This is a genomic window from Cohnella mopanensis (assembly GCF_022352055.1).
GTDB lineage: Bacteria > Bacillota > Bacilli > Paenibacillales > Paenibacillaceae > Cohnella > Cohnella mopanensis.
Genome location: NZ_JAKRWM010000022.1, coordinates 1 through 23,661, shown reverse-complemented (window position 1 = coordinate 23,661; position 23,661 = coordinate 1). Strand labels below are relative to the sequence as shown.

25 protein-coding genes, 2 tRNA genes and 1 pseudogene are annotated in these 23,661 nt (G+C 50.2%); 20 read left to right on the top strand and 8 right to left on the bottom strand.

Features of this window, described 5'->3' with window-relative positions:
* Nucleotides 1-58 precede the first annotated feature (58 nt).
* Nucleotides 59-472: an Lrp/AsnC family transcriptional regulator gene (locus tag L3D05_RS23260; protein ID WP_239618772.1), complete on the bottom strand. Its 414-nt coding sequence runs from the start codon at nt 470-472 to the stop codon at nt 59-61.
* 130 nt (nt 473-602) lie between these two features.
* Here L3D05_RS23260 and L3D05_RS23255 point away from each other — a divergent pair, with 130 nt between their 5' ends.
* The 7 genes and pseudogenes from L3D05_RS23255 (at nt 603) to L3D05_RS23225 (ending at nt 6,597) form a co-directional block, all read left to right on the top strand.
* The gene (locus tag L3D05_RS23255; protein ID WP_239618771.1) at nt 603-1,115 is read left to right on the top strand and encodes a hypothetical protein; all 513 of its coding nucleotides are present in this window, start codon (nt 603-605) and stop codon (nt 1,113-1,115) included.
* A gap of 188 nt (nt 1,116-1,303) precedes the next feature.
* Nucleotides 1,304-1,972 (top strand): M50 family metallopeptidase, encoded by a 669-nt coding sequence (locus L3D05_RS23250; RefSeq protein ID WP_239618770.1) that lies wholly within the window; start codon nt 1,304-1,306, stop codon nt 1,970-1,972.
* A gap of 172 nt (nt 1,973-2,144) precedes the next feature.
* A complete protein-coding gene (locus L3D05_RS23245) occupies nt 2,145-3,305 on the top strand; it encodes a pyridoxal phosphate-dependent aminotransferase (protein ID WP_239618769.1) in 1,161 nt (386 codons plus the stop codon).
* 39 nt (nt 3,306-3,344) lie between these two features.
* Complete coding sequence (locus tag L3D05_RS23240) at nt 3,345-4,184, top strand: VanW family protein (protein ID WP_239618768.1); 840 nt, start codon at nt 3,345-3,347, stop codon at nt 4,182-4,184.
* A 158-nt stretch (nt 4,185-4,342) separates the two neighbouring features.
* A complete protein-coding gene (locus L3D05_RS23235; protein WP_239618767.1) occupies nt 4,343-4,795 on the top strand; it encodes a MarR family winged helix-turn-helix transcriptional regulator in 453 nt (150 codons plus the stop codon).
* Between the two features lie 10 nt (nt 4,796-4,805).
* Nucleotides 4,806-6,017 (top strand): MFS transporter, encoded by a 1,212-nt coding sequence (locus tag L3D05_RS23230; RefSeq protein WP_239618766.1) that lies wholly within the window; start codon nt 4,806-4,808, stop codon nt 6,015-6,017.
* 121 nt (nt 6,018-6,138) lie between these two features.
* Nucleotides 6,139-6,597: pseudogene (locus tag L3D05_RS23225) on the top strand (2-thiouracil desulfurase family protein).
* Between the two features lie 56 nt (nt 6,598-6,653).
* Here L3D05_RS23225 and L3D05_RS23220 read toward each other — a convergent pair.
* On the bottom strand, nt 6,654-7,559 hold the full coding sequence (locus tag L3D05_RS23220) for a LysR family transcriptional regulator (protein WP_239618765.1): 906 nt from the start codon (nt 7,557-7,559) through the stop codon (nt 6,654-6,656).
* A gap of 153 nt (nt 7,560-7,712) precedes the next feature.
* Between L3D05_RS23220 and L3D05_RS23215 the strand changes: the two genes are divergently transcribed.
* Nucleotides 7,713-8,462 (top strand): SDR family NAD(P)-dependent oxidoreductase, encoded by a 750-nt coding sequence (locus tag L3D05_RS23215; RefSeq protein ID WP_239618764.1) that lies wholly within the window; start codon nt 7,713-7,715, stop codon nt 8,460-8,462.
* 62 nt (nt 8,463-8,524) lie between these two features.
* On the opposite strand, the gene L3D05_RS23210 is transcribed toward L3D05_RS23215, so the two are convergent.
* Nucleotides 8,525-9,058, bottom strand: a complete 534-nt coding sequence (locus L3D05_RS23210; RefSeq protein WP_239618763.1) for a DUF1697 domain-containing protein — start codon at nt 9,056-9,058, stop codon at nt 8,525-8,527.
* A gap of 187 nt (nt 9,059-9,245) precedes the next feature.
* Entirely contained in the window at nt 9,246-9,893 is a 648-nt protein-coding gene (locus L3D05_RS23205) for a FusB/FusC family EF-G-binding protein (protein ID WP_239618762.1), read from the bottom strand.
* A 395-nt stretch (nt 9,894-10,288) separates the two neighbouring features.
* Between L3D05_RS23205 and L3D05_RS23200 the strand changes: the two genes are divergently transcribed.
* From L3D05_RS23200 to L3D05_RS23160, 9 genes are all read left to right on the top strand, one after another.
* Complete coding sequence (locus L3D05_RS23200; RefSeq protein WP_239618761.1) at nt 10,289-11,422, top strand: LolA family protein; 1,134 nt, start codon at nt 10,289-10,291, stop codon at nt 11,420-11,422.
* Nucleotides 11,423-11,573: 151 nt separating this feature from the next.
* Nucleotides 11,574-12,761, top strand: coding sequence for an alanine racemase (gene alr, locus L3D05_RS23195; RefSeq protein WP_239618760.1), 1,188 nt, complete (start codon nt 11,574-11,576; stop codon nt 12,759-12,761).
* Nucleotides 12,762-12,950: 189 nt separating this feature from the next.
* Nucleotides 12,951-13,232: a CopG family ribbon-helix-helix protein gene (locus L3D05_RS23190; protein ID WP_182299521.1), complete on the top strand. Its 282-nt coding sequence runs from the start codon at nt 12,951-12,953 to the stop codon at nt 13,230-13,232.
* A gap of 3 nt (nt 13,233-13,235) precedes the next feature.
* Nucleotides 13,236-13,586 carry a type II toxin-antitoxin system PemK/MazF family toxin gene (locus L3D05_RS23185; protein ID WP_182299522.1) on the top strand — a complete coding sequence of 117 codons (351 nt, stop codon included), beginning with the start codon at nt 13,236-13,238 and terminating at the stop codon, nt 13,584-13,586.
* A 77-nt stretch (nt 13,587-13,663) separates the two neighbouring features.
* Complete coding sequence (locus L3D05_RS23180; RefSeq protein WP_239618759.1) at nt 13,664-14,899, top strand: aminopeptidase; 1,236 nt, start codon at nt 13,664-13,666, stop codon at nt 14,897-14,899.
* 379 nt (nt 14,900-15,278) lie between these two features.
* Complete coding sequence (locus tag L3D05_RS23175) at nt 15,279-16,037, top strand: hypothetical protein (protein WP_239618758.1); 759 nt, start codon at nt 15,279-15,281, stop codon at nt 16,035-16,037.
* Nucleotides 16,038-16,093: 56 nt separating this feature from the next.
* Nucleotides 16,094-18,274 (top strand): Tex family protein, encoded by a 2,181-nt coding sequence (locus L3D05_RS23170; RefSeq protein ID WP_239618757.1) that lies wholly within the window; start codon nt 16,094-16,096, stop codon nt 18,272-18,274.
* A gap of 122 nt (nt 18,275-18,396) precedes the next feature.
* Nucleotides 18,397-18,879, top strand: a complete 483-nt coding sequence (locus L3D05_RS23165) for an Rrf2 family transcriptional regulator (RefSeq protein WP_239618756.1) — start codon at nt 18,397-18,399, stop codon at nt 18,877-18,879.
* A gap of 262 nt (nt 18,880-19,141) precedes the next feature.
* Nucleotides 19,142-19,792, top strand: coding sequence for a nitroreductase family protein (locus L3D05_RS23160; protein ID WP_239618755.1), 651 nt, complete (start codon nt 19,142-19,144; stop codon nt 19,790-19,792).
* A gap of 62 nt (nt 19,793-19,854) precedes the next feature.
* Here the strand turns inward: L3D05_RS23160 and cmpA are convergent, their stop codons facing one another.
* Together cmpA and L3D05_RS23150 are read right to left on the bottom strand one after the other, a co-directional pair.
* Entirely contained in the window at nt 19,855-20,004 is a 150-nt protein-coding gene (gene cmpA / locus L3D05_RS23155; RefSeq protein ID WP_239618754.1) for a cortex morphogenetic protein CmpA, read from the bottom strand.
* An 88-nt stretch (nt 20,005-20,092) separates the two neighbouring features.
* Nucleotides 20,093-20,449, bottom strand: coding sequence for a hydrolase/acyltransferase (locus L3D05_RS23150; RefSeq protein WP_239618753.1), 357 nt, complete (start codon nt 20,447-20,449; stop codon nt 20,093-20,095).
* 90 nt (nt 20,450-20,539) lie between these two features.
* On the opposite strand from L3D05_RS23150, the gene L3D05_RS23145 reads away from it, so the two are divergent.
* Nucleotides 20,540-21,025 carry a SprT family protein gene (locus tag L3D05_RS23145; protein WP_239618752.1) on the top strand — a complete coding sequence of 162 codons (486 nt, stop codon included), beginning with the start codon at nt 20,540-20,542 and terminating at the stop codon, nt 21,023-21,025.
* A gap of 22 nt (nt 21,026-21,047) precedes the next feature.
* Here the strand turns inward: L3D05_RS23145 and L3D05_RS23140 are convergent, their stop codons facing one another.
* Entirely contained in the window at nt 21,048-22,484 is a 1,437-nt protein-coding gene (locus tag L3D05_RS23140) for an MFS transporter (RefSeq protein ID WP_239618751.1), read from the bottom strand.
* A 120-nt stretch (nt 22,485-22,604) separates the two neighbouring features.
* Entirely contained in the window at nt 22,605-23,135 is a 531-nt protein-coding gene (locus L3D05_RS23135; RefSeq protein WP_239618750.1) for a TetR/AcrR family transcriptional regulator, read from the bottom strand.
* A gap of 216 nt (nt 23,136-23,351) precedes the next feature.
* Here L3D05_RS23135 and L3D05_RS23130 point away from each other — a divergent pair.
* Nucleotides 23,352-23,427, top strand: a tRNA-Asn gene (locus tag L3D05_RS23130).
* A gap of 1 nt (nt 23,428) precedes the next feature.
* Nucleotides 23,429-23,519 (top strand) — tRNA-Ser (locus L3D05_RS23125).
* The last annotated feature ends 142 nt before the right edge of the window (nt 23,520-23,661 follow it).

Genomic DNA, 23,661 nt, shown 5'->3' with positions numbered 1-23,661 from the left:
TTATCGTATCTTTTCCCGGACGCGCAATCAAGCCGAACGGAGCCTGAACGGCTAACCGCTATTTCACCTGGCCGATGGAGATGTTGATCTTGTAATGGCCGTACACGAGAATTTCGTCCAACAGCTGCGCCAGCAGCTCTTGATCCTCAAGCTGTACTTTCAGAATGAAGCAGGGCTCGCCGCTAACCCGGTGGGCTTCTTTGACTTCGTCCCGCGTTTGGATGAATTGTTTGAATTTCGTATGGGCGTAGTCCTTCATCATTACCGTAATGAAGATGCAATGGTGATTGCCTAGCAGCTTCTCGTTAAGCTTCACGGTGTAGCCTTCTATAATACCCAATTCCTCCAGGCGCTGAATCCGGTTGGCCACCGCAGGTCCGCTCATGTGAATATGTTCTCCGATTTGTTTCCACTGGATTCTAGAGTTTTGCCGGAGCAAATCGATGATCGTCAGATCGATGGAATCAATCATTCGCCAAATCCTTTCGTGAACAAAGTAAATAGGCCGTTATACTTTCATCGATGTATGTAAGGTCGGAGGATGTCTAGCTATTATTGTAACAGAGAGATTATTTTAAGTGGATAAGAAGAGAGGGACTACGATGTTGAGAACGGGTACCATTGGAATTGCACTATTGGCGCTCCTCCTACTGTTTGGCTGCGATTCGAAAGGGGATGAGGCAGCGGAGCCCGCGATGAGCGATATGTCCGGCCACTCGATGCCGATGCCTAGCGAGACTGCAAAGGCGGACAGCAGCCCAAGTCCGTCATCATCGGCAAGCGCTAAGCCCGAGTCGGAACAGAAGCAGTATCAACTCGAAGCGACGCTTCAGCAAGACGGGGATCAGTATTCCCTGATCGTTAACACGGATTTGACCTTCTCTCAAGAGCATTACGGCCAAGCGCACCAGTATGGAGAAGGGCACATTCACTTCTACGTGAACAACGGTCTTAAAGGCCCGATCATGGCCAATGGTCCGTTCGTGGTGGATGCTTCCCTTCTGAACGACGGGGATAACGAGATTAGGCTCACTTTGGCGGGGAACGATCATTCTGAGCCTTACAACGCGAGTGCAACTGTGAAAATCGAGAAGAAATCAAGTGAATCGAAGTAAGAAGTAAGAGAATGAAGCAGAGCAAGCTTGTGCCGTATTTGGCATGAGACGATGAAGACGCCCTGGCTGCCGCGATCGGCAGTTAAGGCGTCTTCTTGTTTATGCTAGTTTACGAGAGTCGGGGGTGGTATAATCTAACAGATTGTGTCGAATGAAGGAAGACAACATCTCGGAAAGAGGAGTTTCACATGAAATCATGGCTAAGGGTAGCGATATTTCTAACGATATCCGCTTTTCTAACCCGGTTAATCCCGTTTTCCGAATTTTTTCGGAACGTAGATACATTAATTCATGAATTGTTCCATGCGCTCGCCACTTTGATTCTGTCAGGCGACGTACGCTATATTCATCTTTATTCCGACCAGAGCGGCGTAACGTATACGGCTTATGCCAATCATTGGATGTCGGTTCCGATCTCGCTGGCTGGTTATATCGGCTCCGCTCTATTCACGGTGCTTTTGTTTTACCTGCATTATCGCAAAAAAGAAAAAATAGGCTTGATTATCATTGCGCTCGTCGCGGGTTTAGGACTTGCGCTGTTCGTCCGCAACGGGTACGGCATGGCTTGGTGCGGCGGCTTTGCGGCGGTTACCGTCGGCGTGATTTTGCTCAAGCGGCCGGGTTTGCTTAAGGGGTACTACTTGTTATTGGCATTCATCTGTCTAGTAGAATCCGTCATCAGCTCTTTGATTATTTTGTCGATCGCGATACAAGATCCGGGCGCCGCGGGAGATGCGGCAAGCCTAAGCGACGTTACGCATATTCCCGCGATTTTCTGGGGGGTAGTATTCACGTTAGCCTCATTGTGGTGCTCCAAGATTTCGATAGGGATCTTCTATAAACGCGGTTTCGATTAAAATAAATATAATAACTTGATAACCGTCTGCATTATACAGTCCCGGCTTGCCGTCAAGCCAGGGGCTTTTTTTTATATTTGCGATCCTATTTTGTAACTTTTGGTAAATAAGGAACGTTAGATAGATATGAATTATTAAAAAATTCTCATTTTATTCATAGGGGGATCATTGCGTGCAACTGAGGACGGATATCGATTTCTACGAACAGCGTTTCTTGATGTTCGTACTCGATCAGATTGCTTATGATCTGGAACGAGATGGCAAGGATGTCATTCGGATGACGCTTGGAAAGTCGGAACTGCCGCTTCATCCGCGAATCGTAGCAAAGATGGAGGAAACTCTAGGAGATTTCAGATTAAGCTCGCAAGTGTTCCCGGCGGGACTGCCGGAGCTTAGAGAGAAGCTTTCGGCTTATTATCGGGATCGATATGATGTCGATATTCCTTCCCGGCGCTTTATCATCGGTGCGGGTACAAGCTCTATTTTCCGCAATTTGTTTCAATTGTTGCTTAACCATGAGGACGAAGTTCTGCTCCCCTCACCGTACTATTCGCTGTATCGATTTTCCGCCTTGCTGGCTGGAGCTAAGATTCGATATTACCGCATTGATCCGAACACGATGGCGGTGGATATGCAGTCCTTTCGGGATAATGTTACGCCGCGGACCCGGGTAGTCGTTATCAATTCCCCCGGCAACCCTCTCGGCAATATTGTTTCTCGTGACGAGATGCTGGAGATGGACGCCATCGTGAATGGGCAAGCCGCCATCATTCATGACGAAATCTACGCCAACATGAACTTCGACTCCGAATCGATCTCGTCCGTGCAGCTCGGAAAGACCCGATCCGTCTTCATAACGACGAATGCATTCTCCAAAGGATACCGCATGTACGCTCGCCGCGTAGGATACTGCATCGTGCCCGAGTCGTTGATTGAACCGTTGACGGTCGTCCAACATCATACGATGCTGACTTTAGATCCCGTAGTTCAGCATGGGGCCATTACTGCGCTAGATCTTCCGGACGAAGTGGATCAGCTCGTCAATCTGTATCGCGATCGCCGCGATTATACGGTCGAACGGTTCAAGTCCACATCGGACGTCATCGTTAACCGTTCAAAGGGAAGTTTCTATATTACGCTGGATTGCTCCTCTTATATGCAACGTCAAGGCATCGTTACGAGTTTAGAACTGGCAACCCGGATCATTCAATCGACAGGGGTGGCGACCGTTCCGGGCTCGGATTTCGGAATGCCCGATTCGCTGAGGCTTTCCTTCTCATCGAACGCTTACAAGGAAGGGATCGATCGTTTGGCTACTTTTTTCTCCCAATAACCATCAGGCCGTCATTTTCTTTAGGAGGTTTTCTCGTCCATGTCCGAAGTCCGATCCAAACCTTTAATTAAGTTCCTCAGGGCAAGATTGCTCTTGGATGATGCGCGAAGCGTATTGCGAGGGTGGTATTTCCGGTTCTCGAAAATACGAAAAGTGGAAGAGCCGGCAGCGCACAACGAATGCGTTTTGTCTGAAATCAACATCCAGATGAAGTGGCGCGAAGATTTGCAGGAAGTTAACCATAGCCGATTTCATAATATGGGACTTGGCTGCGAACTCGTCAATCAAGTCATCGTTCGGCCTGGGGAAGTTTTCTCCCTAAGGAGATATTTCAAGGGCACCACAGAGGAGCAAGGCTTCCGCCGAGGGCCGATGTTCGTTCGGGGGCGGATCGAATACGTCGTGGGCGGGGGAGCATGCTTAATTAGCACTTTGCTCTTCAATGCGGCTTTGCAAGCTAATCTGGCAATCTTGGAGAAGCACAATCACAGCACCGACCTTTGGGGAGAGGAACGGTTTATCGGGCTTGGCTTGGATGCGACTTATTTGTACGGGAGGAAGGATCTGAAGTTCGAGAATACGCATGGAGCCGATATTCGCATCGAAATCGAGTTTTCCAGGAACGATCTTATGCTCCATTGCCGGCTCGTCTCTTCCAAGCCGTTACCCTATACCGTCTCGGTTGCTTCCGAGGTTCTTCAGGAACTGCATCCAGAAGACGCTGAAAGCAGCATTGACCCGTCCGACGATCCTCGCCCTTATCGCAAAGGCTGGGTCGTGAGAACGGTACGCTCCGCCGGCATCGGAGAACTCCCGTATACGAAGAAAAACTACGTTAAGAAAGAAATATATAAGCCTTTTTATCTATCGAAACCCTAACTTATTTGCACTTAAATGCAAGCTATACAGCCATTCCGCACCGGCATGCGGGATGGTTTTTTGTTTTCGCGTCTTTACAAAATTAGTTGCAGTGAATATAATTGTTATAACAACTAAATGAGAGAAGATCAATTAGCCTTGATAGGGGGAGAGTCGAGATGACGGCAAATCCATACGATCTGAATCGATCGATAGGATTCTTAATGGGTAACACGTATCGTAAGTTATCGTCGTTGTTCCAGAACGGATTAAAGGAGTACGACATTACTCCGGAACAATGGTCAGTTCTGTATCAAGTCGACATGAGGGAAGGACAGATCCAGAAGGATATCGCGGAACGATCGGGCAAAGACAGGCCGACGACAACGAGAATATTGGATCACTTAGAGCAGAAGGGACTTGTCTACAAACAGATTGGAGAGAATGACCGTCGTTCCTTCAAAGTCTATATAACGGACAAGGGGAAAAGTCTGATTCAAGAGACGATTCCGATCGAGAAACACGTGGACGAAGTGATCAAGAAATGTATTTCCGTAGAGGAGTACGAAACCTTGATGAAGCTGATGATTAGAATCGGCAGCCATGTGAACGAAATTACAGAAAGAGAGTAGGAGATTAACCGTGCCGCAACAAGATCAACAACCTAGACTATGGACGAAATCCTTTCTCGCGTTAACGATAAGTTCTTTATTGTTATTCCTTAATTTGCAGATGCTGCTGGCGTCTTTCCCGGCGTATGTGAAGGATGAGTTTCATGTCGGCGACATGATGGTCAGCCTGGTAACGAGCATATTCGCGATAACTGCGATCGCTACCCGGTTCCTGACCGCTATGCTAATGAGAAAAGTTCATCGCAATGTACTCCTATATATAGGTCTTGGAATTGCCGCATTCATAACCTGCATATACGTATTGGCAGATTCGATCGGATCTTTGCTGCTAATGCGCGTGGGCTACGGAGTCGGCTTCGGGATGGCCAGCACGATTGTTCCGACATTGGTGTCGCAGATCATTCCGAGTAGAAGAATGGGGGAAGGGATAGGCTACTTCGGCTTATCGACTAGCCTTGCGATGTCGATTGGACCGATGATCGGCCTGAATGTGATGAAGGCTTCGGGGTTCGGGATGCTGGCCACGATCGGGACGGTAACGCTTCTGTTATCATTCCCTATCCTTCTGCTGTCTCGGGCGATTCCGCCGAGCCCTCAGAAGCTTCGATCTTCGAACGGTGAGGTCTCGAATACAGGATCTCCATCCAAACCGCCATTTAATAAGAAATTATTATTTCCAGCTTTTCTGAATGTGTTGCTCGCCGTAACTTATGGAGGATTGTTGAGCTTTATCGCATTGTTCGGGGAATCAATGCATCTGGAGCAGGTGGGTCTCTTCTTCCTTTTCAATGCGATTACGATTATTGTTATCCGTCCAATATCCGGTAAATTGTTCGATAGAAGAGGTCCTGCCGCCGTTCTAATCCCTGCCGTACTATGCGTGATTGCGAGCTTGACCGTACTTTCCTTCGCGACGACCATGCCTATGCTTATCGTATCGGCTTTACTGTACGGGCTTGGTTTCGGTGCGATTCAACCGACGCTGCAAGCATGGATGCTTCGCTCTTCGACGCAAGCGCAGTATGGAATGGCCAATAGCATGTTCTACAACTCCACGGACTTAGGAGTCGCCGCGGGTGCTTTCATTCTAGGAGCGATCTCGGCGGTGTCCGACTATGCGGTCATGTACCGCTATGCTGCGGGTTTTATGGTGTTGTTCCTTGTGGTGTTCGTGGCGGTACAGATGCAAAGTAGAGCGATGAGGGAGACGGTCGTGTCTTGAAAACGATAACGGACGCATTTAAATTATATAATTCACATGGGAATTAAAGGAATTAGAACGGATATGGAGAATACCCTTATTAGAAGTCTCTTCAAGATGACCTATAACGGAGGGGAATGCCATGGCTCGGAAAGTATTGGTCAGTGCTTGCTTGTTAGGGCATAAAGTCAGATACGACAACGGGGATGTTCCTTGTCTCGACTCGCGTTTTCTAAGATGGTACGAGGAAGGGCGATTCGTGCATATTTGTCCCGAGGTAGTCGGAGGGTTGCCCACTCCCCGACCGGATGCGCAGAGGCAAGGGAACCGCGTCGTCACCGGAACGGGCATCGATGTAACGTAACCGTTCGAGATAGGGGCTCAAGCGACATTGAAATTAGCGCTAGAGCATCGGGTAGAGGTCGCCATTCTGAAGCAAGACAGTCCGTCCTGCGGCAGCTTGTTCATCTACGACGGGACGTTCACGGATAGGAAAGTGCCCGGGGAAGGGACGACGGCCGAGCTATTGCGCAAGCATGGCATCAAGGTATTCGGAGAGGACCAATTGGACGAAATCGAGCGGGAGCTGGATCGGCTGTAAAACGAGATATGAATGACGCAACGATTGCCGCGATCGGCAGCCGTTGCGTTTTTGTGTTAGTCGTATTGTTCTAAGCGATGCTTTAATTTCTGGATAAACAATTCAGATGCTTTAGGGAAATGTTTGCCCTCCGCACGAACCCATGCCAAATATACCGGAAGCCTATCGGGAATATCTAATTGAACGGTGACGATTTCCCTGTTCTGGATCGACGGCTCGTTAAGGAACGAAAAATGAAGTCCTATGGTGGAAGCCATGCCGTCTTTGACAGCCTTGTTAATGGCTGCGGTATTATTTGTGTAAAATAACAAGTTAGCCGGATCGAAAATCGATTGATAGCGCTCCATAAACCATTTCAACTGCTCGTCGTCGTACAGAACGAGCGGTTCGTGCCTTAATTCCTCCAACGTAACCGATTTCCTTAGCGCAAGCGGACTATCCCGATTGACGGCAACGACCATTCTGCCTTCCATCAAGCGACCGTAGCTTAACCCGGATACTTTATGCTGCATAGGCTCGAACATGATGATAAGGCCCAGATCGGTATTTCCATGGCGAACATCTTCAATGATCTGGGTAATGCTTTTCTCGTGAATTTCCAAGCGAATATATGGATATGCCTGCTTGAAGTCGATGATGGCATCCATGGCGAGCAGTAAAGGGCCGGGAAAGGCGGCGAGTCGAAGCTCTCCCGTCTGCGTAGTGGAATAGCTGGCGGCAAGCTCCTTCAGTTCTTTTGTTTTATTTACGATTTCGAAGGCTTTTTTAATGAGTTCTTGTCCTTCCGCGGTCGGCGTCGCTCCAAGGCGCGAGCGGACGAATAGAGGGATGCCAAGTTCCGCTTCGAGATTCGAGAGGGATTGGCTGACGGCGGAGAGCGTAACATGCATGTTGTTCGCGGCTGCGGTCAATGAACCTGTTTTGGCGATTTCCACGACGAACGTTAGTTGATCCAGCTGCATTCCGGCATCAATCCTTTAGTCTATCTTAATGAATGTTTAGAAAGCTTAAATTTTAATAATCATAGATCGAGAGTACAATGAAGGCAAGCAAGGAAGTTGTACATGCCAAGCAACAATCCATTCAACCATTTCATACATCAGGAGGTCATTCAATTGACTACGCAAAGAGTAGCGGTTATTACGGGTGGAGCTAGCGGAATCGGACGGGAAGCCAGCCTCAAATTCGCCAGCAAAGGCGATAAAGTGGTCGTGGCGGATTATAACGAAGCCGGCGGGCAAGAAACGGTTAAGCTGATTCAGGACAAAGGCGGCGAGGCGTCGTTCGTAAAGGTGGATGTATCCAATCAAGCGGATGTCGAAGCGTTAGTGAATAAAGCGGTCGAGTTATATGGCCGTATCGACGTGATGTACAATAATGCCGGAATCGGTGGAGCGGGACCGGTTCTGTCGCAAAATATGGATCTGTACCATAGAACGATCGCGGTGAATCAGCATGGCGTTGCCTATGGCATTATCGCGGCGGGTAATAAGATGAAGGAACTCGGAATTAGGGGCGTAATCATTAATACGGCGTCCGTATTCGGATTCCTGGCTTCTCCGGGTACGTTTGCTTATCATGCCACTAAAGGCGCAGTCATTATGATGAGCAAATCGGCGGCATTGGAATTAGCTCCGCATGGCATTCGGGTTATTGCTGTAGCTCCCGGAGCCGTAGATACGCCGATCATTCAGGGATTTAAGGATAGCGGCATGCTGGACAGCATGCGCGCGAAGGTTATGGGTGGCGAGTTGACGAAACCGGAGACGGTTGCGAATGCCGTGTACTTGGTTTCCCTAGAGGAAGCTGAAGCCATTAACGGAAGCGTCGTCATGGTCGATCAGGGGTATGCTTCATTTAAATAAACGGGTTAAGGATAAGGAAGAGGCTGCCGTTCATTAGGCAGCCTCTATTAAGCATGCATCGTTTACATTTTCTTAGCCAGCTCCGCTAATTTATTCATCGTGTTCATATTGCGAGAGGTAGCGGTATTCCCTAACTTAGTGAGGCTTTTGGCAAGCTTGGAATCAAGCATGCTTCGTCGGAACAAGAAGTAAATTTCCAGTCCATGGATATGGTACTCATCGACGTCCTTGCTCGCTTCCAGTGCGGCAATGGCTTTCGGAGATGGAGGTTCGGTTAATACGGTGACTTGAATGCTCGCGCCTTCTAATAGTGCTTCTCTGCCATAGGGGCAATTCGCAACGATCCGTTCCCATTGTTCGGCGGATCTCAAGGCGACGGTGACGTTGATGCCGAAAGTCTCCTCTATCGCTTGCTCAAGCTTGGGACGTAGCATATTCGCGCTTTCCTCCGACTCGAATAGCACATTACCGCTTTGGATATAGGTTTGGACTCGATTAAGGCCTATGGCTTCATAGGCCTTTTTAAGCTCGGCCATAGGAACCTTATTATTTCCTCCGACGTTAATCCCTCTTATCAATGCGATATAGATCGTCATATCGTCTCGTATCCTCCAATAACCTAGAGCCTATTTTTAGCATTATATCCGCCAAGAAAAGTAATTTCAATAATGCTGTTTGCAAGAAGCAAAAAACCATTGAACCGTATGCAGAGACCGCGCATATGGATTCAATGGTTTTCATGTTTACAATCAACTACAAGCCAAAGAGTTGCTCAATGATGGCTTAGGCCATAACGGACGCTATGAATCTCTCCAAAGCAGACAGGTCGGTCATATTCTCATTACACGCCTGACTATCCGTGCACAGATAATTGCCTACCGTTTTATAGTAGTCTGGTGAGGACTTCTCCGGCCTCTTTTTCGAGAGGGCTGAGAACAGGGCGAGCTCCTCCTGTTTGTTGCAGATAAAGCAGTAGCCTTGTTTATTGATTGGGGTGTATCTGCCTTCCAGGCCGACGAATTGGCCGTCTACAGGATAAACCATGAACAGCTTATTCGTGGCGATATCCATCCAGCTTAGATAGGACATGTACCGGCGGTCCATCTGCTTAAGATCGGGAACCTTCAGCTTCTTGTTCTTCGGGAACAGCTTGCGTATCTGAATTTCCGTCAGCTCCGGAAATTCCAGCAGATAGAGCTCCAACTCCCGGAGGTACGCTTCAAGTTGCTCCGACGTCTCCAACAGAGAAATACCCTGGACCCTCTCACGCTGCTCCGGCTCCCGGAACTGCTCGGCAATCGTGTATTCAGCACCTTCCCTGACGGATTGGATGACATTGCGGTCGGACACCGTCCGTAATGCATTTTGCACAAGACGTGCCTGTTTTTTTATCAAGTTATATTGATGGTTTCTAATAAATGGTTTTTGCATAGCTTACAGCCCCTTATCCGTAATTTTTGCGGGAAATAAGGTGCAAAGCCCATGACTAGAAACGATGACTATTTATACGGGCGATTCAAAATTGACCAACGTTTCGCCCATGCAAAGTATCGCCCCTTGAACAGGCTTTGCATGAGCTGTGCTATTCCGACAATCGTTTATTGCCATCGTTACCAGCTCCTTCGTATGAACGATAGGGTTAGTATATATAAACCGGCAAGGCTTTTCAATTACCCGGGCAAAGATCATCCTTTGATGACATTCCTGCCGATTATTATTGTCAAATATCTTGTCTCTCGTCCAAGCCGGAACTCGTCTGCATAATTGGTCAAGTCCCCTCATAGAAATGAACCATGGAATTATTAATGTGCAGAGGGGTGGATCGCATGCGTCGTCGGATTTCATGGATCACCGCTATTGCCCTATTCTCGGTCATCTTCTTGGCCGGTTGCGGGAGCAAAAATGCGGATTCGATCGTGAAGGACCTGGACAAAGTCGTAACCAAGATGGAGAGTTATGAAGGCAGCGGTACGATGACATTACATACAGGACAGCAGCCGCTTGAGTACAAAGTCGAGGTATGGTACCAGAAACCGGATTTGTATCGCATTTCATTAACTAACGCTAAGAGGGATATCACGCAAATCGTTCTACGCAATGAAGAAGGGGTGTTCGTTCTGACGCCGCAGCTCAACAAGAGCTACCGGTTCCAAAGCGACTGGCCGGACAACCAAGGCCAAGTGTACTTGTTCCAGACATTAGCGAAGAGCATTCTCCTGGATAACTCCAGACAGTTCACGACGGACAAGGATAGCTACGTATTCGACGTAATGGCAGGAAACTATCAGAACGGTTCGTTCGCCCGCCAGAAGATCTGGTTGGATCAGAAGACTTATGCGCCAAGCCATGTAGAGGTATCGGACGCGAACGGCAACAAGATGGTCGAGGTCGCCTTCGACTCGTTCAACTTCGATAAGAAGTTCGATAAATCGGCGTTCGACATGAATAAGAACATGGGAATAGCGCCGAATGCGAAGCCTTCCGATACCGGAGAGGGTAGCGCGAGCCCCGATTCTTCGGCAGCGCCGAATGCCAGTTCCTCTCCGGAAGCTACGGTAACGCCGAGCGATGAGACTTCCGCGCAGCCGGATGGAACCGGGATGCCTGCCGAGCCGGTTAGCTTCTCGATGATAGAGCCGGACGCGGAGGCTCTGCCTGCCGGCGTGGAGCTTCAGGATCATAGCGATCTGCAGATTGGGGATTCTCAAGGCGTGATGCTTCGCTACTCGGGCAGCTACGACTTCACGATCGTGGAGATGGTAGCCAAGGATAGGGCAGTCACGTTAAGTGCGGGGCTCGTACGCGATCTTGGCTTTACGCTCGGGCATTTGACGGAAGGCGAGACGAAAACGCTCACGTGGAGCAATGATGGCGTGGAATATCGCTTAAGCTCGCAAGATTTGCCTGAGGAAGATATGATTCGCATCGCGCAAACGATGGAGCAATCTTCTGGGAAATAAGACAGGTCAAACAGGGCCGATCGCTTCCTGATCGGCCCTGATCTGTTCCAAGAAGGAAAAGGTTGCCTGCTTGAATAACGTTGACAGTACCCCCTCCTCCCGGTAACATTACTTTATTGTAGCTTTTCGCAGCAGGGTAGGTGAACGGTCCGTGGACTGTTATTACCGGCCAACCGTGGCCGAGATTTCCCTAGACGCCCTTGATCGTAATATCGGGGTTTTCCGTGAACATTTAGCCGTTGGCACCAAATTGTTGGCATCGGTCAAGGCGAATGCTTACGGGCACGGGGCAGTAGAGATTGCAAGAAGAGCGGTGGCTTCCGGCGCCGATTACTTGGGGGTCGCGTTCCTGGATGAGGCGTTGCAATTGCGGGCCGCAGGAATCGACGCTCCTATTCTGGTGTTGGGATATACGCCTCCGCTAGGTTATTTGCTCGCTAGAGAGCAAGGCATTACCGTTACGTTATATCGAGATCAAATGTTAGATGAGGTAGAGAGTCTTCCTCCGAGCGCATCCGGCCGTAAATTAAAGGCGCATATCAAGATCGATTCCGGTATGGGTAGACTGGGTTTGCTGCCGGGTCAACAAGCGGAGCGTTTTCTGGAGAGAGCCTTCTCAATTCCCCAATTGGAAGTAGAAGGTCTGTTCACCCATTATGCTCGCGCGGATGAAGACAATAAAGCGTATACGCTTCTTCAGATCGAGCGATTTGCAGGCGTGGTAGATTACGTACGCCGTTCCGGGCTGCCGATTTCCATCATTCACAGCGGCAACAGCGCCGCGGGAATCGATTTGCCAGAGCATGTAGGTCAAATGTTACGGTTAGGCATCAGCATGTACGGTCTATATCCAAGCGATGAAGTGAATACCGAACATTTGCGATTAGAACCGGTACTTTCTTTGAAAACATCCGTCGTGCATATCAAGAACCTGCCGGCTGGAGAGGGCATCAGCTACGGTACTCGCTATTTTACGCAAGGCGAGGAGACTATCGGCACCCTTCCGATCGGTTATGCGGACGGCTTTAGCCGAATGTTAAGCGGTAAAGCGGAAGTGCTTGTCCGTGGACGCAGGGTTCCTGTGTTGGGTACGATTTGCATGGATCAATGCATGGTCCGTCTGAATGAAGCGGAAACGTCCGACAGCCCGAAGATTCAACCCGGAGAAGAGGTCGTGCTGATTGGTCGGCAAGGAGACGCCGTTCTTACTGCCGAAGAGGTCGCAGCCAAACTAGGCACGATTCCTTATGAATTGATCTGCATGTTGGCGGCGCGGGTTCCGCGTATTTACAGAAGCGGCGGGGAGATCGTCTCGGTTGTTAATCCGATATTAGGATAATATTGGAAGGTTTTTTCTGCCCCGTAAAGGCAGGATTGTTAAATCCGTCTATCGAATTATTATTAGTACGACTATGTCGCCGCCAAAGGGCGGTAAGATGAATGACCGCGAAATCGTATATTTCTAAGCTAACTCATGCATACTGGGAAATAGGGTGCTTGTTGGAAAATCTTTGGGGGTGTCCGTTCGGTGGCCAATTTACACAATACGAAACGCATTATGATCAGTCTTCCGGATCATTTGTTGCGCGAAGTCGACTTTGTCGTCGCCAAGGAAAACACGAACCGCAGCGAGATTATTCGCCAGGCGATGAAGCACTACCTGGTTGATCGCAAGAAGCGGTTAATTCGCGACGCGATGCAGCGCGGGTATTTGGAAATGGCTAAGATCAATCTGCATATGGCCTCTGAAGCGTTTCACGCGGAAGAGGATGCGGAAAATATACTCGGTCGCCTTGTGAGCGGGGTGTAAACTTTGATTGTGAAACGCGGGGATGTTTTCTATGCGGATTTGTCGCCGGTCGTCGGATCGGAACAGGGCGGAGTGCGCCCGGTTCTGATTATTCAGAACGATATCGGCAACCGATTCAGTCCGACGGTCATCGTAGCGGCCATAACGGCGCAAATCCAGAAAGCGAAGTTGCCAACCCACGTCGAAATCGAAGCGAAAACCCATGGCATGGAGCGGGATTCGGTTATCCTGCTGGAACAAATACGGACGATCGACAAGCAACGTTTAACGGACAAAATTACGCATTTGGACGACGAAACGATGCGCAAAGTGGATGAAGCTTTGCAGATCAGCGTAGGATTAATTGATTTTTGAACATACGGAGACAGGGGCTGCGAGAGCGGTTTCCTGTCGTTTTTGTGACTTTACGACGAGATTGGAGAGGTTTGAATATGACAACATTGAACGAACAACTTGAAAAATATGCGGAACTCATCGTTAGAATCGGAGTAAACGTGCAAGAGAACCAAGAGGTGTTTATTACGGGTTCGGTCGAAATGGCTACCCTCGTTCGTCTAGTTGCGGGTAAAGCGTACGAAGCCGGAGCTAGCAACGTGCATGTGGATTGGATTGACGAGACGTTATCCCGTCTGAAGTACGAGAAGGCGGCGGATGATGTGTTTACACGGTTCCCGGAATGGGAAACGGCCAAAAGAAACGCATTCGTAGCCAATGGCGCCGCGTTCATCTCGATCATTTCGCCGAATCCGGATTTGCTGAAAGGAATCGACTCCAAGCGCATAGGCAATTATCAGAAGGCGTCCGGTCAAGGGCTTGCTGAATTCAGAAGAGCGATTCAAGCGGATAAAGTAAGCTGGACGGTAGTCGCGGCTTCGACGAAAGATTGGGCGCTTAAGGTGTTCCCGAACAGCGACTCGGAGCAGCACGCGGTAGATCAGCTATGGGAAGCGATCTTCAAGTCGGTTCGCTTGAATGCTCCCGATCCGGTTAAAGCTTGGGAAGAGCACAATGCGACTCTTCACCACAAGAGCGATATACTTAATGAGAAGCACTTCCGTACGCTTCGTTATACGGCGCCGGGAACGGAGCTTACGATTGACTTGCCTGAGAAACACATATGGGTTGCGGCTAGCAGCACGAACGCGAACAACATTCCGTTCATGGCCAATATGCCTACGGAAGAAGTATTTACAGTTCCGGAGAAAACGGGCGTGAACGGATACGTATCGAGCACGAAGCCGTTAAGCCACGGAGGCAATATTATCGATGGCTTCAAGATCACCTTCGAGAAAGGCCGGATTGTCCGCGCCGAAGCGGAGAAGGGGCAGGATATTTTGCAACAGCTGGTGGATACGGACGAAGGCTCGCATTACTTAGGCGAAGTCGCGCTCGTTCCGCACGAATCCCCGATCTCGCAGTCGAACGTGCTCTTCTTTAACACGTTATTCGACGAGAACGCTTCGAACCATCTGGCTATCGGAAGCGGGTATGCCTTTAACGTCGAAGGCGGCAAGCATATGTCTCCGGAAGAACTGGCGAGCAATGGCGTCAACTCTAGCATTACGCATGTCGATTTCATGATCGGTTCCGCGGAAATGGACATCGATGGCGTGCAGGCCGACGGAACGGTCGTGCCGGTCTTCCGCAAAGGAAACTGGGCGATCTAATCAACCATAATTCATAAGTCGCCTCTCCCGGGCTTCCAATGCCGGGGAGGCGTTTTTTACGGTAAGTGAGGGGATAGCGGTTCGCTATGGTACTATTTCGCACGTGAGAGTGGTTTCAGCGTGATAGTGCCGCCACACGGCACTATTGAGCTCGTGAGCAGGGTTTCCAGCGTAATAGCGCCGCCACACTGCACTAATGAGCTCGTGAGCAGGGTTTCCAGCGTAATAGCGCCGCCACACTGCACTAATGAGCTCGCGAGCAGGGTTTCCGGCGTAATAGTGCCGCCACACGGCACTAATGAGCTCGCGAGCAGGGTTTCCAGCATAATAGTGCCGCCACACGACACTAATGAGCTCGCTAGAGTGGTTTCAGCGTAAAGTGCCACCACACGGCACTATTGAGCTCGCGAGACTGGTTTCCAGCGTAATAGTGCCGCCACACGGCACTAATGAGCTCGCGAGCAGGGTTTCCAGCGTAATAGTGCCGCCACCCGGCACTAATGAGCTCGCGAGCAGGGTTTCCGGCGTAATCGTGCCGCCACACGGCACTAATGAGCTCGCGAGGAGGGTTTCCGGCGTAATAGTGCCGCCACACGGCACTCATGAGCTCGCGAGCAGGGTTTCCAGCGTAATAGTGCCGCCACCCGGCACTAATGAGCTCGCGAGCAGGGTTTCCGGCGTAATCGTGCCGCCACACGGCACTAATGAGCTCGCGAGGAGGGTTTCCGGCGTAATAGTGCCGCCACACGGCACTAATGAGCTCGCGAGCAGGGTTTGCAGCGTAATAGTGCCGCAACACGGCACTAATGAGCTTGCGAGCAGGGTTTCCAGCGTAATAGTGCCGCCACACGGCACTCATGAGCTCGCGAGCAGGGTTTCCGGCGTAAGAGTGCCGCCACACGGCACTAATGAGCAAGCGACCACGGTTTCCAGCGTAATAGAGCCGCAACACGGCACTTATGAGCTCGCGAGCAGGGTTTCCGGCGTAAGAGTGCCGCCACACGGCACTAATGAGCTCGCGAGCAGGGTTTCCAGTGTATTAGTGCCGCCACACGGCACTAATGAGCCCGCGTCGGCGATTGCCTCAATGTCGTTGGTCTTTGAAATAGCTGTTGTTGTCATAAGGCTGCTTGATTAAGGCTGGAAACAACTACATAATAATAGGATGTATATAGTAGCGGGAGGCACTTATTAATGAGCGTTGGCAACGAAACGGCAATACACACTTCGCAGGAACGAATGTTGAAGCAGATCGCCGGCGAATTATCGCTTGGCTTAGGGCAAGTCAGAACCGTGGCGTCTCTTCTGGACGACGGGAACACGATTCCTTTTATCGCGAGATACCGCAAAGAAATGACCGGCGAGCTCGATGAAGTGCAATTACGCGCCATCGATGATCGTCGCACTTACTTGAAGGGGCTTGAGGATCGCAAAGGCGAAGTCATTCGCCTGATCGACGAGCAGGGCAAACTGACCGCAGAGCTTCAGGCGGCCATCGAGAAGGCAACGAAACTGCAGGAAGTCGAGGATCTTTATCGGCCATACCGGCAAAAGCGGAAAACCCGCGCGAGTGTCGCCAAAGAGCGCGGACTTGAACCGTTAGCGCAGTGGCTTCTCTCTCAGCCTAGACAAGGCGATTTGTTGGGCGAGGCAACGAAATATGTGAATGCAGATAAAGGAGTGCCAACTCCCGAGGATGCCATTCAGGGCGCATCGGATATCGTGGCTGAAGGAATCGCCGACGACGCGGACATTCGCCGTTGGGTCCGTAAATTCACTTGGGATCAAGGGACGTTACTCAGCAAAGCGAAGGATGCGGAAGCGGAATCCGTCTATGAGATGTATTACAAATATTCCGAACCGGTGAAGCGGTTGCCTCCCCATAGGGTTCTGGCGATGAACCGCGGCGAGCGGGAAGAGATTCTGTCCGTATCGATCGACGTTCCGACGGAACGGATCGTCGAGGAACTTAACCGCAGGACGTTAAAAGGGCCGTCAGTTACGCGGGATACGCTTGCTGCATCCGCGGAGGATGCATATAAGCGGCTAATTGCCTCTTCTATCGAGCGTGAGCTTCGCGGCGAATTGACCGAGCGGGCGGAGGAGCATGCGATCGGCATCTTCTCGGAAAACTTGCGTAATCTGCTATTGCAACCTCCTGTTAAAGGTCGCGTCGTGCTTGGAGTCGACCCGGCTTTCCGGACAGGCTGTAAGCTGGCGGTCGTGGACGATACGGGCAAACTGATGGAAGTCGCAGTCACCTACCCGACTCCTCCGCACAATAAGAAAGCCGAGGCGGAAGTCGTATTCCGGCGGTTGATTAACCAATATGGCATTCAACTGATCGTCATCGGCAACGGAACGGGCTCGCGGGAGACGGAGCAGTTCGTTGTCGGCATCATCCATGCTATGCCCGAGCGCAGCCTGCAATATCTTATCGTTAACGAGGCTGGAGCGAGCGTCTATTCCGCATCCAAGCTGGCGGCGGAAGAGTTCCCCGAGCTGGACGTGTCCGAGCGGAGCGCGGTTTCCATCGCCCGCCGTTTGCAGGATCCGCTCGCTGAGCTCGTTAAGATCGAGCCGAAAGCGATCGGCGTAGGACAATACCAGCATGACGTCACGCAGAAAAGATTGGACGAGAGCTTGTCGGGAGTCGTCGAATCCGCGGTTAACCACGTCGGCGTGGACGTGAATACGGCCTCTCCGTCGTTGCTGTCTTACGTGTCGGGCATTAATGCAACGATGGCCCGCAATATCGTGAAGCTCCGCGAGGAGAAAGGGAAGTTCGTCGAACGTTCGCAAATTCAGAAAGTTCCGAGGCTCGGCGCCAAAACCTTCGAGCAGTGCGCAGGGTTTCTACGCATCTCCGATGGCAAAAACCCGCTCGACCGCACGCCGATCCATCCGGAATCGTATGATGTCGTCGGTAAGTTATTCAAGGATCTCGGAGTGAAATTAACGGATATCGGTACTGAAACGCTTAAAGATAAATTAAAGGAAATCCGGCTTGAAGAAGTTTCCGCAAGGCTCGATGTCGGTATTCCGACGCTTCGTGACATTATCGACAGCTTGCAGCGTCCGGGCCGTGATCCCCGCGATGAACTGCCGCCTCCGATTTTCCACACGGATGTTCTGGATATCGAAGATTTGAAGCCGGGAATGGAGCTGAAAGGGACGGTTCGGAACGTGGTCGATTTCGGCGCTTTCGTCGATATCGGCATTAAGAACGACGGTCTTGTGCACATTTCCCAGATTAGCAACAAATTCGTCAAACATCCTACCGAAGTCGTAGCGGTTGGAGATACGGTAACGGTCTGGGTGCTCGGTTCCGATTTGAAAAAAGGCAGAGTCAGCCTGACGATGCGCCAACCTTAACTCTATCCGGGCCCGAGCGGACATCTAGCCGCCTCGGGCTTCGTTATAGAGGATACGTTTACATTTACCTCTTGTTCTTGCGGCAATAGTTCGATACAATTCAAGCAATCGGAGGCGATAAAATGAAGCCGGAAAAATGTGTCGGATCCCATCATCCCAAATGGTTTGGATTAGCGCTGCAAGCGCTTGTCATTTTATCCAAAGACAACATCAAAACTTGTCCAAGCGCTGAGTTAGCCGTTCAGCTTCAATCTGAAGCGACTTTGTTACGGCGAATTCTCGCTAATCTCGCCAAGGGTGGAATATTGGAAACCCGCGAAGGTCGGGATGGCGGGTACCGGTTAAGTAAAGACCCGTATTCCGTGTCGTTAGCGGAAGTCTATTCCGTATTGCAAGTGAGCGATCTGCTCTCCCTCGGGATCAAGGAGACGACGGGATCGCATGCGTTCGGTAAGGACATGAATGTTATTTTTTGCGAGTTGACCAGGGAAATGGACCGTTCTATTCTAGAGGTGCTGAGTCGGTATTCTATCGGTGACATCGCTGAACGAGCCCATAACTGCAAGGGAATTACGCTAGATGAAATTGGGAATTTGAGCAGTTGACATTTCAAGTTGACCGATTTATACTGTGCAATATACGCAACAGTTAACCGGGTTTTGATTTCCGAGGGAACTTTGCCACAGTCATTCGTTTTTTTTAGTTCTAACTGTGTTTGAAATAACACAGATTGAAGTCGGGAATTCTAAGCAAAGCGAGTGGCGGCCAGTGTACGGAATATCTTTATCTTTCAGGCCATGAGGTTTTTTGTTTCATTAACTGTGGTAGTTTTGTCTCAGTTTAACATTTGAATTGGAGGAATGAACAATGACAACAACACAAGTTTTGTCGAATGCAACATTCTCGGAAGTCGTCAATGGACGCCGCTCCGTAAGGAATTACGATCCTACGTTTAAGATTTCCAAGGAAGACATGACGGAATTGCTTACGGAAGCTTTACGCGCGCCCTCCTCGTCTAACGTTCAGCCTTGGCGGTTTCTGGTTATCGATTCCCAAGAGTTGAAGGATAAGCTGCTTCCGATCGCGTACAATCAACAGCAGGTTGCAGAAGCTTCAGCGGTCATTGCGGTGCTTGGCGACTTAGAAAGCTACAAGCTTGTCGAGACGATCTATAATCGTGCGCATGAAGCGGGTTATATGCCTGAAGCGACAAAAGATGCTTTTATTTCCAGAACGACGCAAATGTACTCTTCCTTACCTCCGGATGTCGCACGTAAAATTATTTATACGGACGGCGGTCTAGTGTCCATGCAACTGATGCTGTCGGCCAAAGCGAGAGGCTACGACACGGTGCCTATGGGCGGTTACGACGCGGAGAAGTTCTTAGAGGCGTTCGGAATCGGCGAGCGGTATATTCCGATCATGCTGATCGCGATCGGCAAAGCCGCGAAAGAAGGACATCCGTCCGTTCGGTTAACGGTTGACGAAGTTGTTAGATGGAATGATTTCACCCTGTAAACAGCAAAAAAGAGCTTCGATCCTGCCAGCATTGGCGGGTGAGAAGCTCTTTTTTTGATCGTTCACGGGTTGAACCCTATTGTATCTTTGGTTTCCTTGGATTTATCGGGTTTGGCTCGGTAATAAAACCAGCAATCGTTTAGCAGACGAATTTGCCTACGGTCTTTTTTCTGGAATGCCGACATGAGCTGGTTGCAAAGCCATTGAGGCATCGAAGTCGTCCTCCTCCCCTATCACATGCTGTATGAATAGCATATGGGGTTAGGCGGATGACCGTGCAGGTCCTAGGCGGATAGATGTTTACAGCATATCCTCATCTTCATACCATTGCTCAAGCTGCGCTTGCAGAGCCCGAATTTCCGTTAATAACGAGATTAGCGGATAGGAGCCTTCCCGAATCGAGGAGAAGGTTTGTTCCAGTTCATTAATGTAAGTTAGGCCGCCGATCGGCGATTGGTTCTCATCCAGCAAATCCAATGCGCGGAATTCCGCTATCGCTTTAGGGAGCTGCGGGACGTTGTCCGCGGTTAATTTGGACAATTCTTTATGAAGACGTAAATTCAAGGCGCTTAATTGGTAAGCATGGGAAGCGGGCATCTCCACGAACTGGAGCTCTCCATCTTCTTGCTGCAATAGAACGTATGACATTTCAGGCATATGATACGGACTCCCCTCAACCATTTCTACTTGACAGTGTAGCCCAATCCGAGTCTACAATTCAAGTAGGTCAAGCAGGGAGGATGGAAAATGAACGATCAGGAGCTACAACAATGGATAGAGCGGGTGTCTCTGACCTTTTTCGGCAGGCCGTTCCTGCATCGCGCTTCTTTCAATTCGCGGCTAAGGGCAACGGGCGGCCGTTATTTCACGAAGAGCCATAATATCGAGATTAGCCCGCACCAACTGGCCGTTCACGGCGAAGAAGAGACGGAAGCCATTATTAAGCACGAGCTTTGCCATTATCATTTGCATCTTCAACGCAAAGGATTCCAGCACCGGGATGCGGATTTCAAGCAGTTGCTGGCCGAGGTCGGCGCAACGCGTCACTGCCGTCCGCTGCCTGGAGCGTCCAGGAGGCTTCCCGTGAAGTACTTGCTCGTGTGTCAGGCATGCGGAATGAATTATCCTCGCAAACGGCGTACGGACCCTCGTAAGTATGCGTGCGGACGTTGCCGCGGCCGGCTCAAGCTACTACAGGTACAGCAGCAAACTGAGCCGACGGTTGGCACCTAATTTCGACCGGGCAAAAGCCGATTTAAATCGTGGAGTCTGCCGGCTTGGATGGTTTTTGCGGAGAAAGCTCTTCCGGAGAGGCTGCGCGAGCTTTGGTTTTTACGAACAAAGCGATCCCAAGGAAAGCAATAGCCATCATGAGGGCGCCGACGCTAAGGCTAGGAACGATATGATCGGCAAAATCTTGAGGAGACCGGATTGCCTCGCCCGACTGAAAGATCAATCCGCTGATCGCGATGCCGAATACTCCGCCTAGTTCGCGAGTAGCATTGCCCATTCCGCTTGCTTCCCCGGACGCGTCTTCCGGAACCGAGGAGATCAGACCGTGAGAGAGCGGAGTGAAGCTGAGTCCCATGCCGGTTCCCGCCAACATCATTGGACCTAAGATGTAGACGAACGGGAAGTCGAAGCCTTGCGATTGAATAATCAACGCGAACCAGGCAAGCGCGGCGGCTTGGAATAACAGTCCGAAGAGCAGAACGGTCCGATTCCCGAACCGGCTGATGGCTAGACCTGCTAACGGTGCGGCGATCATCGTCATCGTCGTCCAGGCCATCTCTTTAACTCCAGCCCCAAGCGGCGTATTTCCTTGTGCTTGCTGCAGGAACAAGGTGAGCAGGAATATAGCCCCGAATACTCCGGCGTTCATCCAGAAGCCAGCGAACGTGTAGAAGGTATAAGCTCTGCTTCGGAATAGATCGAAGCGCACGAACGGATTTTGACGCGTTCTCTCCCAGAAATAGAACAGGACGAGCAACAAGCCGCCAAGAGCTAATGAGCCGTATACGATGGGTGTACCCCAACCTTCCGAATTTCCCCTCTCCAAGCCGAAAATAATGCCGAACAATCCCGATGTAAGCAGGAGTACGCCAACGGGATCGAGCGGCTTGCGAACTCCGCGCGACTCTCCGAGCCATTTTAACCCGAGAACGAACGCTATAACACCTACAGGTACGTTCACGTAGAATATAACCTGCCAGGGCGCGCCTTCCATGATCAATCCCCCTACGAGCGGACCGACGCTGAGGCCAAGACCCGATATTCCCGACCATAAGCCGATGGCTGCGGCTCTTTTCTCAGGCGGAAAGGCGGAGTTCACTAACGTCAAGCTGAGCGGTACGATAGCGGCGCCTCCTACTCCCTGCAACGCTCTTGAGAGTATCAATTCCATGGAGCTGTCGCTAAGTCCGGACAATAACGAACCAAGCGTAAAAATGACGACCCCGCTTAAGAACACCTTCTTCCTTCCGATCGAGTCGCCCAATACGCTGAATGGAATGAGCAGGACGGCGAAAGCAAGGGTGTAAGCGTTCATAAACCATTCCAGGTCGGACAAGGTAGCGCCAAGATCCTTTTGAATAGAAGGGAGGGCTACTCCGAGCACCAGATTATCGAGCATGGCCATGAACAAAGCGATGCAGGTGACGAACAATAAACGTACGCGTGCGGGTGTAAACATGGTTAATCTCTCCTTTTATATTTTATTTATTAATAAATAAATGATTAGTAGCATTAAATTCTTACCGCTTTGATTATCTTGATTTATTGATAAATAAATACAAGCTGCGGAAAACCTCGATTAAACGAGGTCGGATGACCAAGGCGATAACTTCGGCATTTCCAGCACTTCCGACAACGTGACGATCAGGCCGCATGAGATAAACGTGCTCGCCGCCCATTGCGGATTAGGGATTTCGGCTTTCTGAAACCTTTCCAGTAGACGGTCATAGATCAAAGAATACTTTTCTTTGGCGAATTCGCGAATGGCCGGCTCGGGCGTCGTGAAGCTCTGCATAAGCAGCAGCATTTCGTTCCTGTGAGTTTCCAGCAATCCGTTAAACGCTTTGCCCATTTGCATGCTTAGCTCCTCGGGAGGGGCTTCTACCGTGAAGAAGGCGTTCATCATTCTTACATACGCTCTTTCTAATACGGCAAGATACAGCTGTTCTTTGGATTTGAAGAAATGGAATACATAAGGCTGGGTAACTCCAACGTCTTCCGCTACATGGGCGGTCGTTGTTTTGTAGTAACCCTGAGAGGCGAACAAGGCTGCTGCGCTGTTAATGATCTGTTCTTTCCGGCTTGCTACGACTTCCTCTTTGGGGCTCACGTCGGCATCGACTCCTTTAATCGAAATTGTTATTGAATTTGATTTATTAATCAATAAATAACATTTAAAGGATGATGCTGTCAATGAATTCCTGCCATTTATTTCTTGATTTTTTGCGCGGAAAATTAGTTTTGAAAAAGATTAAAAAAACATTGTTCAAATGCTTGACTTCATTTTCGAACCATGATAAATTATTACTTGTCGCTTTTGAAACTTTCCCTGATAGCTCAGTTGGTAGAGCACTCGACTGTTAATCGAGTTGTCACAGGTTCGAGTCCTGTTCGGGGAGCCATGGGGAGATACCCAAGTGGCTATAAGGGGCTCCTCTGCTAAGGGAGTAGACGTGTCATGCGTGCGAGGGTTCGAATCCCTCTCTCCCCGCCATGTAACTTCAATAAGACGACTTGAAAGAGTCCACGGCCTTGTGCTGTAGGGCTCTTTTTGATTTTCGGATACCTCAGCGCACCCTGTTCACCTTACAGCAGACCGCAGACCGCAGACCGCAGACCGCAGACCGCAGACCGCA

What these genes read in the sequence shown, in the direction of transcription:
- L3D05_RS23260 (WP_239618772.1), bottom strand. Translation starts at nt 472, where the DNA reads ATGATTGATTCCATCGATCTGACGATCATCGATTTGCTCCGGCAAAAC.
- L3D05_RS23255 (WP_239618771.1), top strand. Translation starts at nt 603, where the DNA reads ATGTTGAGAACGGGTACCATTGGAATTGCACTATTGGCGCTCCTCCTA.
- L3D05_RS23250 (WP_239618770.1), top strand. Translation starts at nt 1,304, where the DNA reads ATGAAATCATGGCTAAGGGTAGCGATATTTCTAACGATATCCGCTTTT.
- L3D05_RS23240 (WP_239618768.1), top strand. Translation starts at nt 3,345, where the DNA reads ATGTCCGAAGTCCGATCCAAACCTTTAATTAAGTTCCTCAGGGCAAGA.
- L3D05_RS23235 (WP_239618767.1), top strand. Translation starts at nt 4,343, where the DNA reads ATGACGGCAAATCCATACGATCTGAATCGATCGATAGGATTCTTAATG.
- L3D05_RS23220 (WP_239618765.1), bottom strand. Translation starts at nt 7,559, where the DNA reads ATGCAGCTGGATCAACTAACGTTCGTCGTGGAAATCGCCAAAACAGGT.
- L3D05_RS23210 (WP_239618763.1), bottom strand. Translation starts at nt 9,058, where the DNA reads ATGACGATCTATATCGCATTGATAAGAGGGATTAACGTCGGAGGAAAT.
- L3D05_RS23205 (WP_239618762.1), bottom strand. Translation starts at nt 9,893, where the DNA reads ATGCAAAAACCATTTATTAGAAACCATCAATATAACTTGATAAAAAAA.
- L3D05_RS23200 (WP_239618761.1), top strand. Translation starts at nt 10,289, where the DNA reads ATGCGTCGTCGGATTTCATGGATCACCGCTATTGCCCTATTCTCGGTC.
- L3D05_RS23180 (WP_239618759.1), top strand. Translation starts at nt 13,664, where the DNA reads ATGACAACATTGAACGAACAACTTGAAAAATATGCGGAACTCATCGTT.
- L3D05_RS23170 (WP_239618757.1), top strand. Translation starts at nt 16,094, where the DNA reads ATGAGCGTTGGCAACGAAACGGCAATACACACTTCGCAGGAACGAATG.
- L3D05_RS23165 (WP_239618756.1), top strand. Translation starts at nt 18,397, where the DNA reads ATGAAGCCGGAAAAATGTGTCGGATCCCATCATCCCAAATGGTTTGGA.
- L3D05_RS23160 (WP_239618755.1), top strand. Translation starts at nt 19,142, where the DNA reads ATGACAACAACACAAGTTTTGTCGAATGCAACATTCTCGGAAGTCGTC.
- cmpA (WP_239618754.1), bottom strand. Translation starts at nt 20,004, where the DNA reads ATGCCTCAATGGCTTTGCAACCAGCTCATGTCGGCATTCCAGAAAAAA.
- L3D05_RS23150 (WP_239618753.1), bottom strand. Translation starts at nt 20,449, where the DNA reads ATGCCTGAAATGTCATACGTTCTATTGCAGCAAGAAGATGGAGAGCTC.
- L3D05_RS23145 (WP_239618752.1), top strand. Translation starts at nt 20,540, where the DNA reads ATGAACGATCAGGAGCTACAACAATGGATAGAGCGGGTGTCTCTGACC.
- L3D05_RS23140 (WP_239618751.1), bottom strand. Translation starts at nt 22,484, where the DNA reads ATGTTTACACCCGCACGCGTACGTTTATTGTTCGTCACCTGCATCGCT.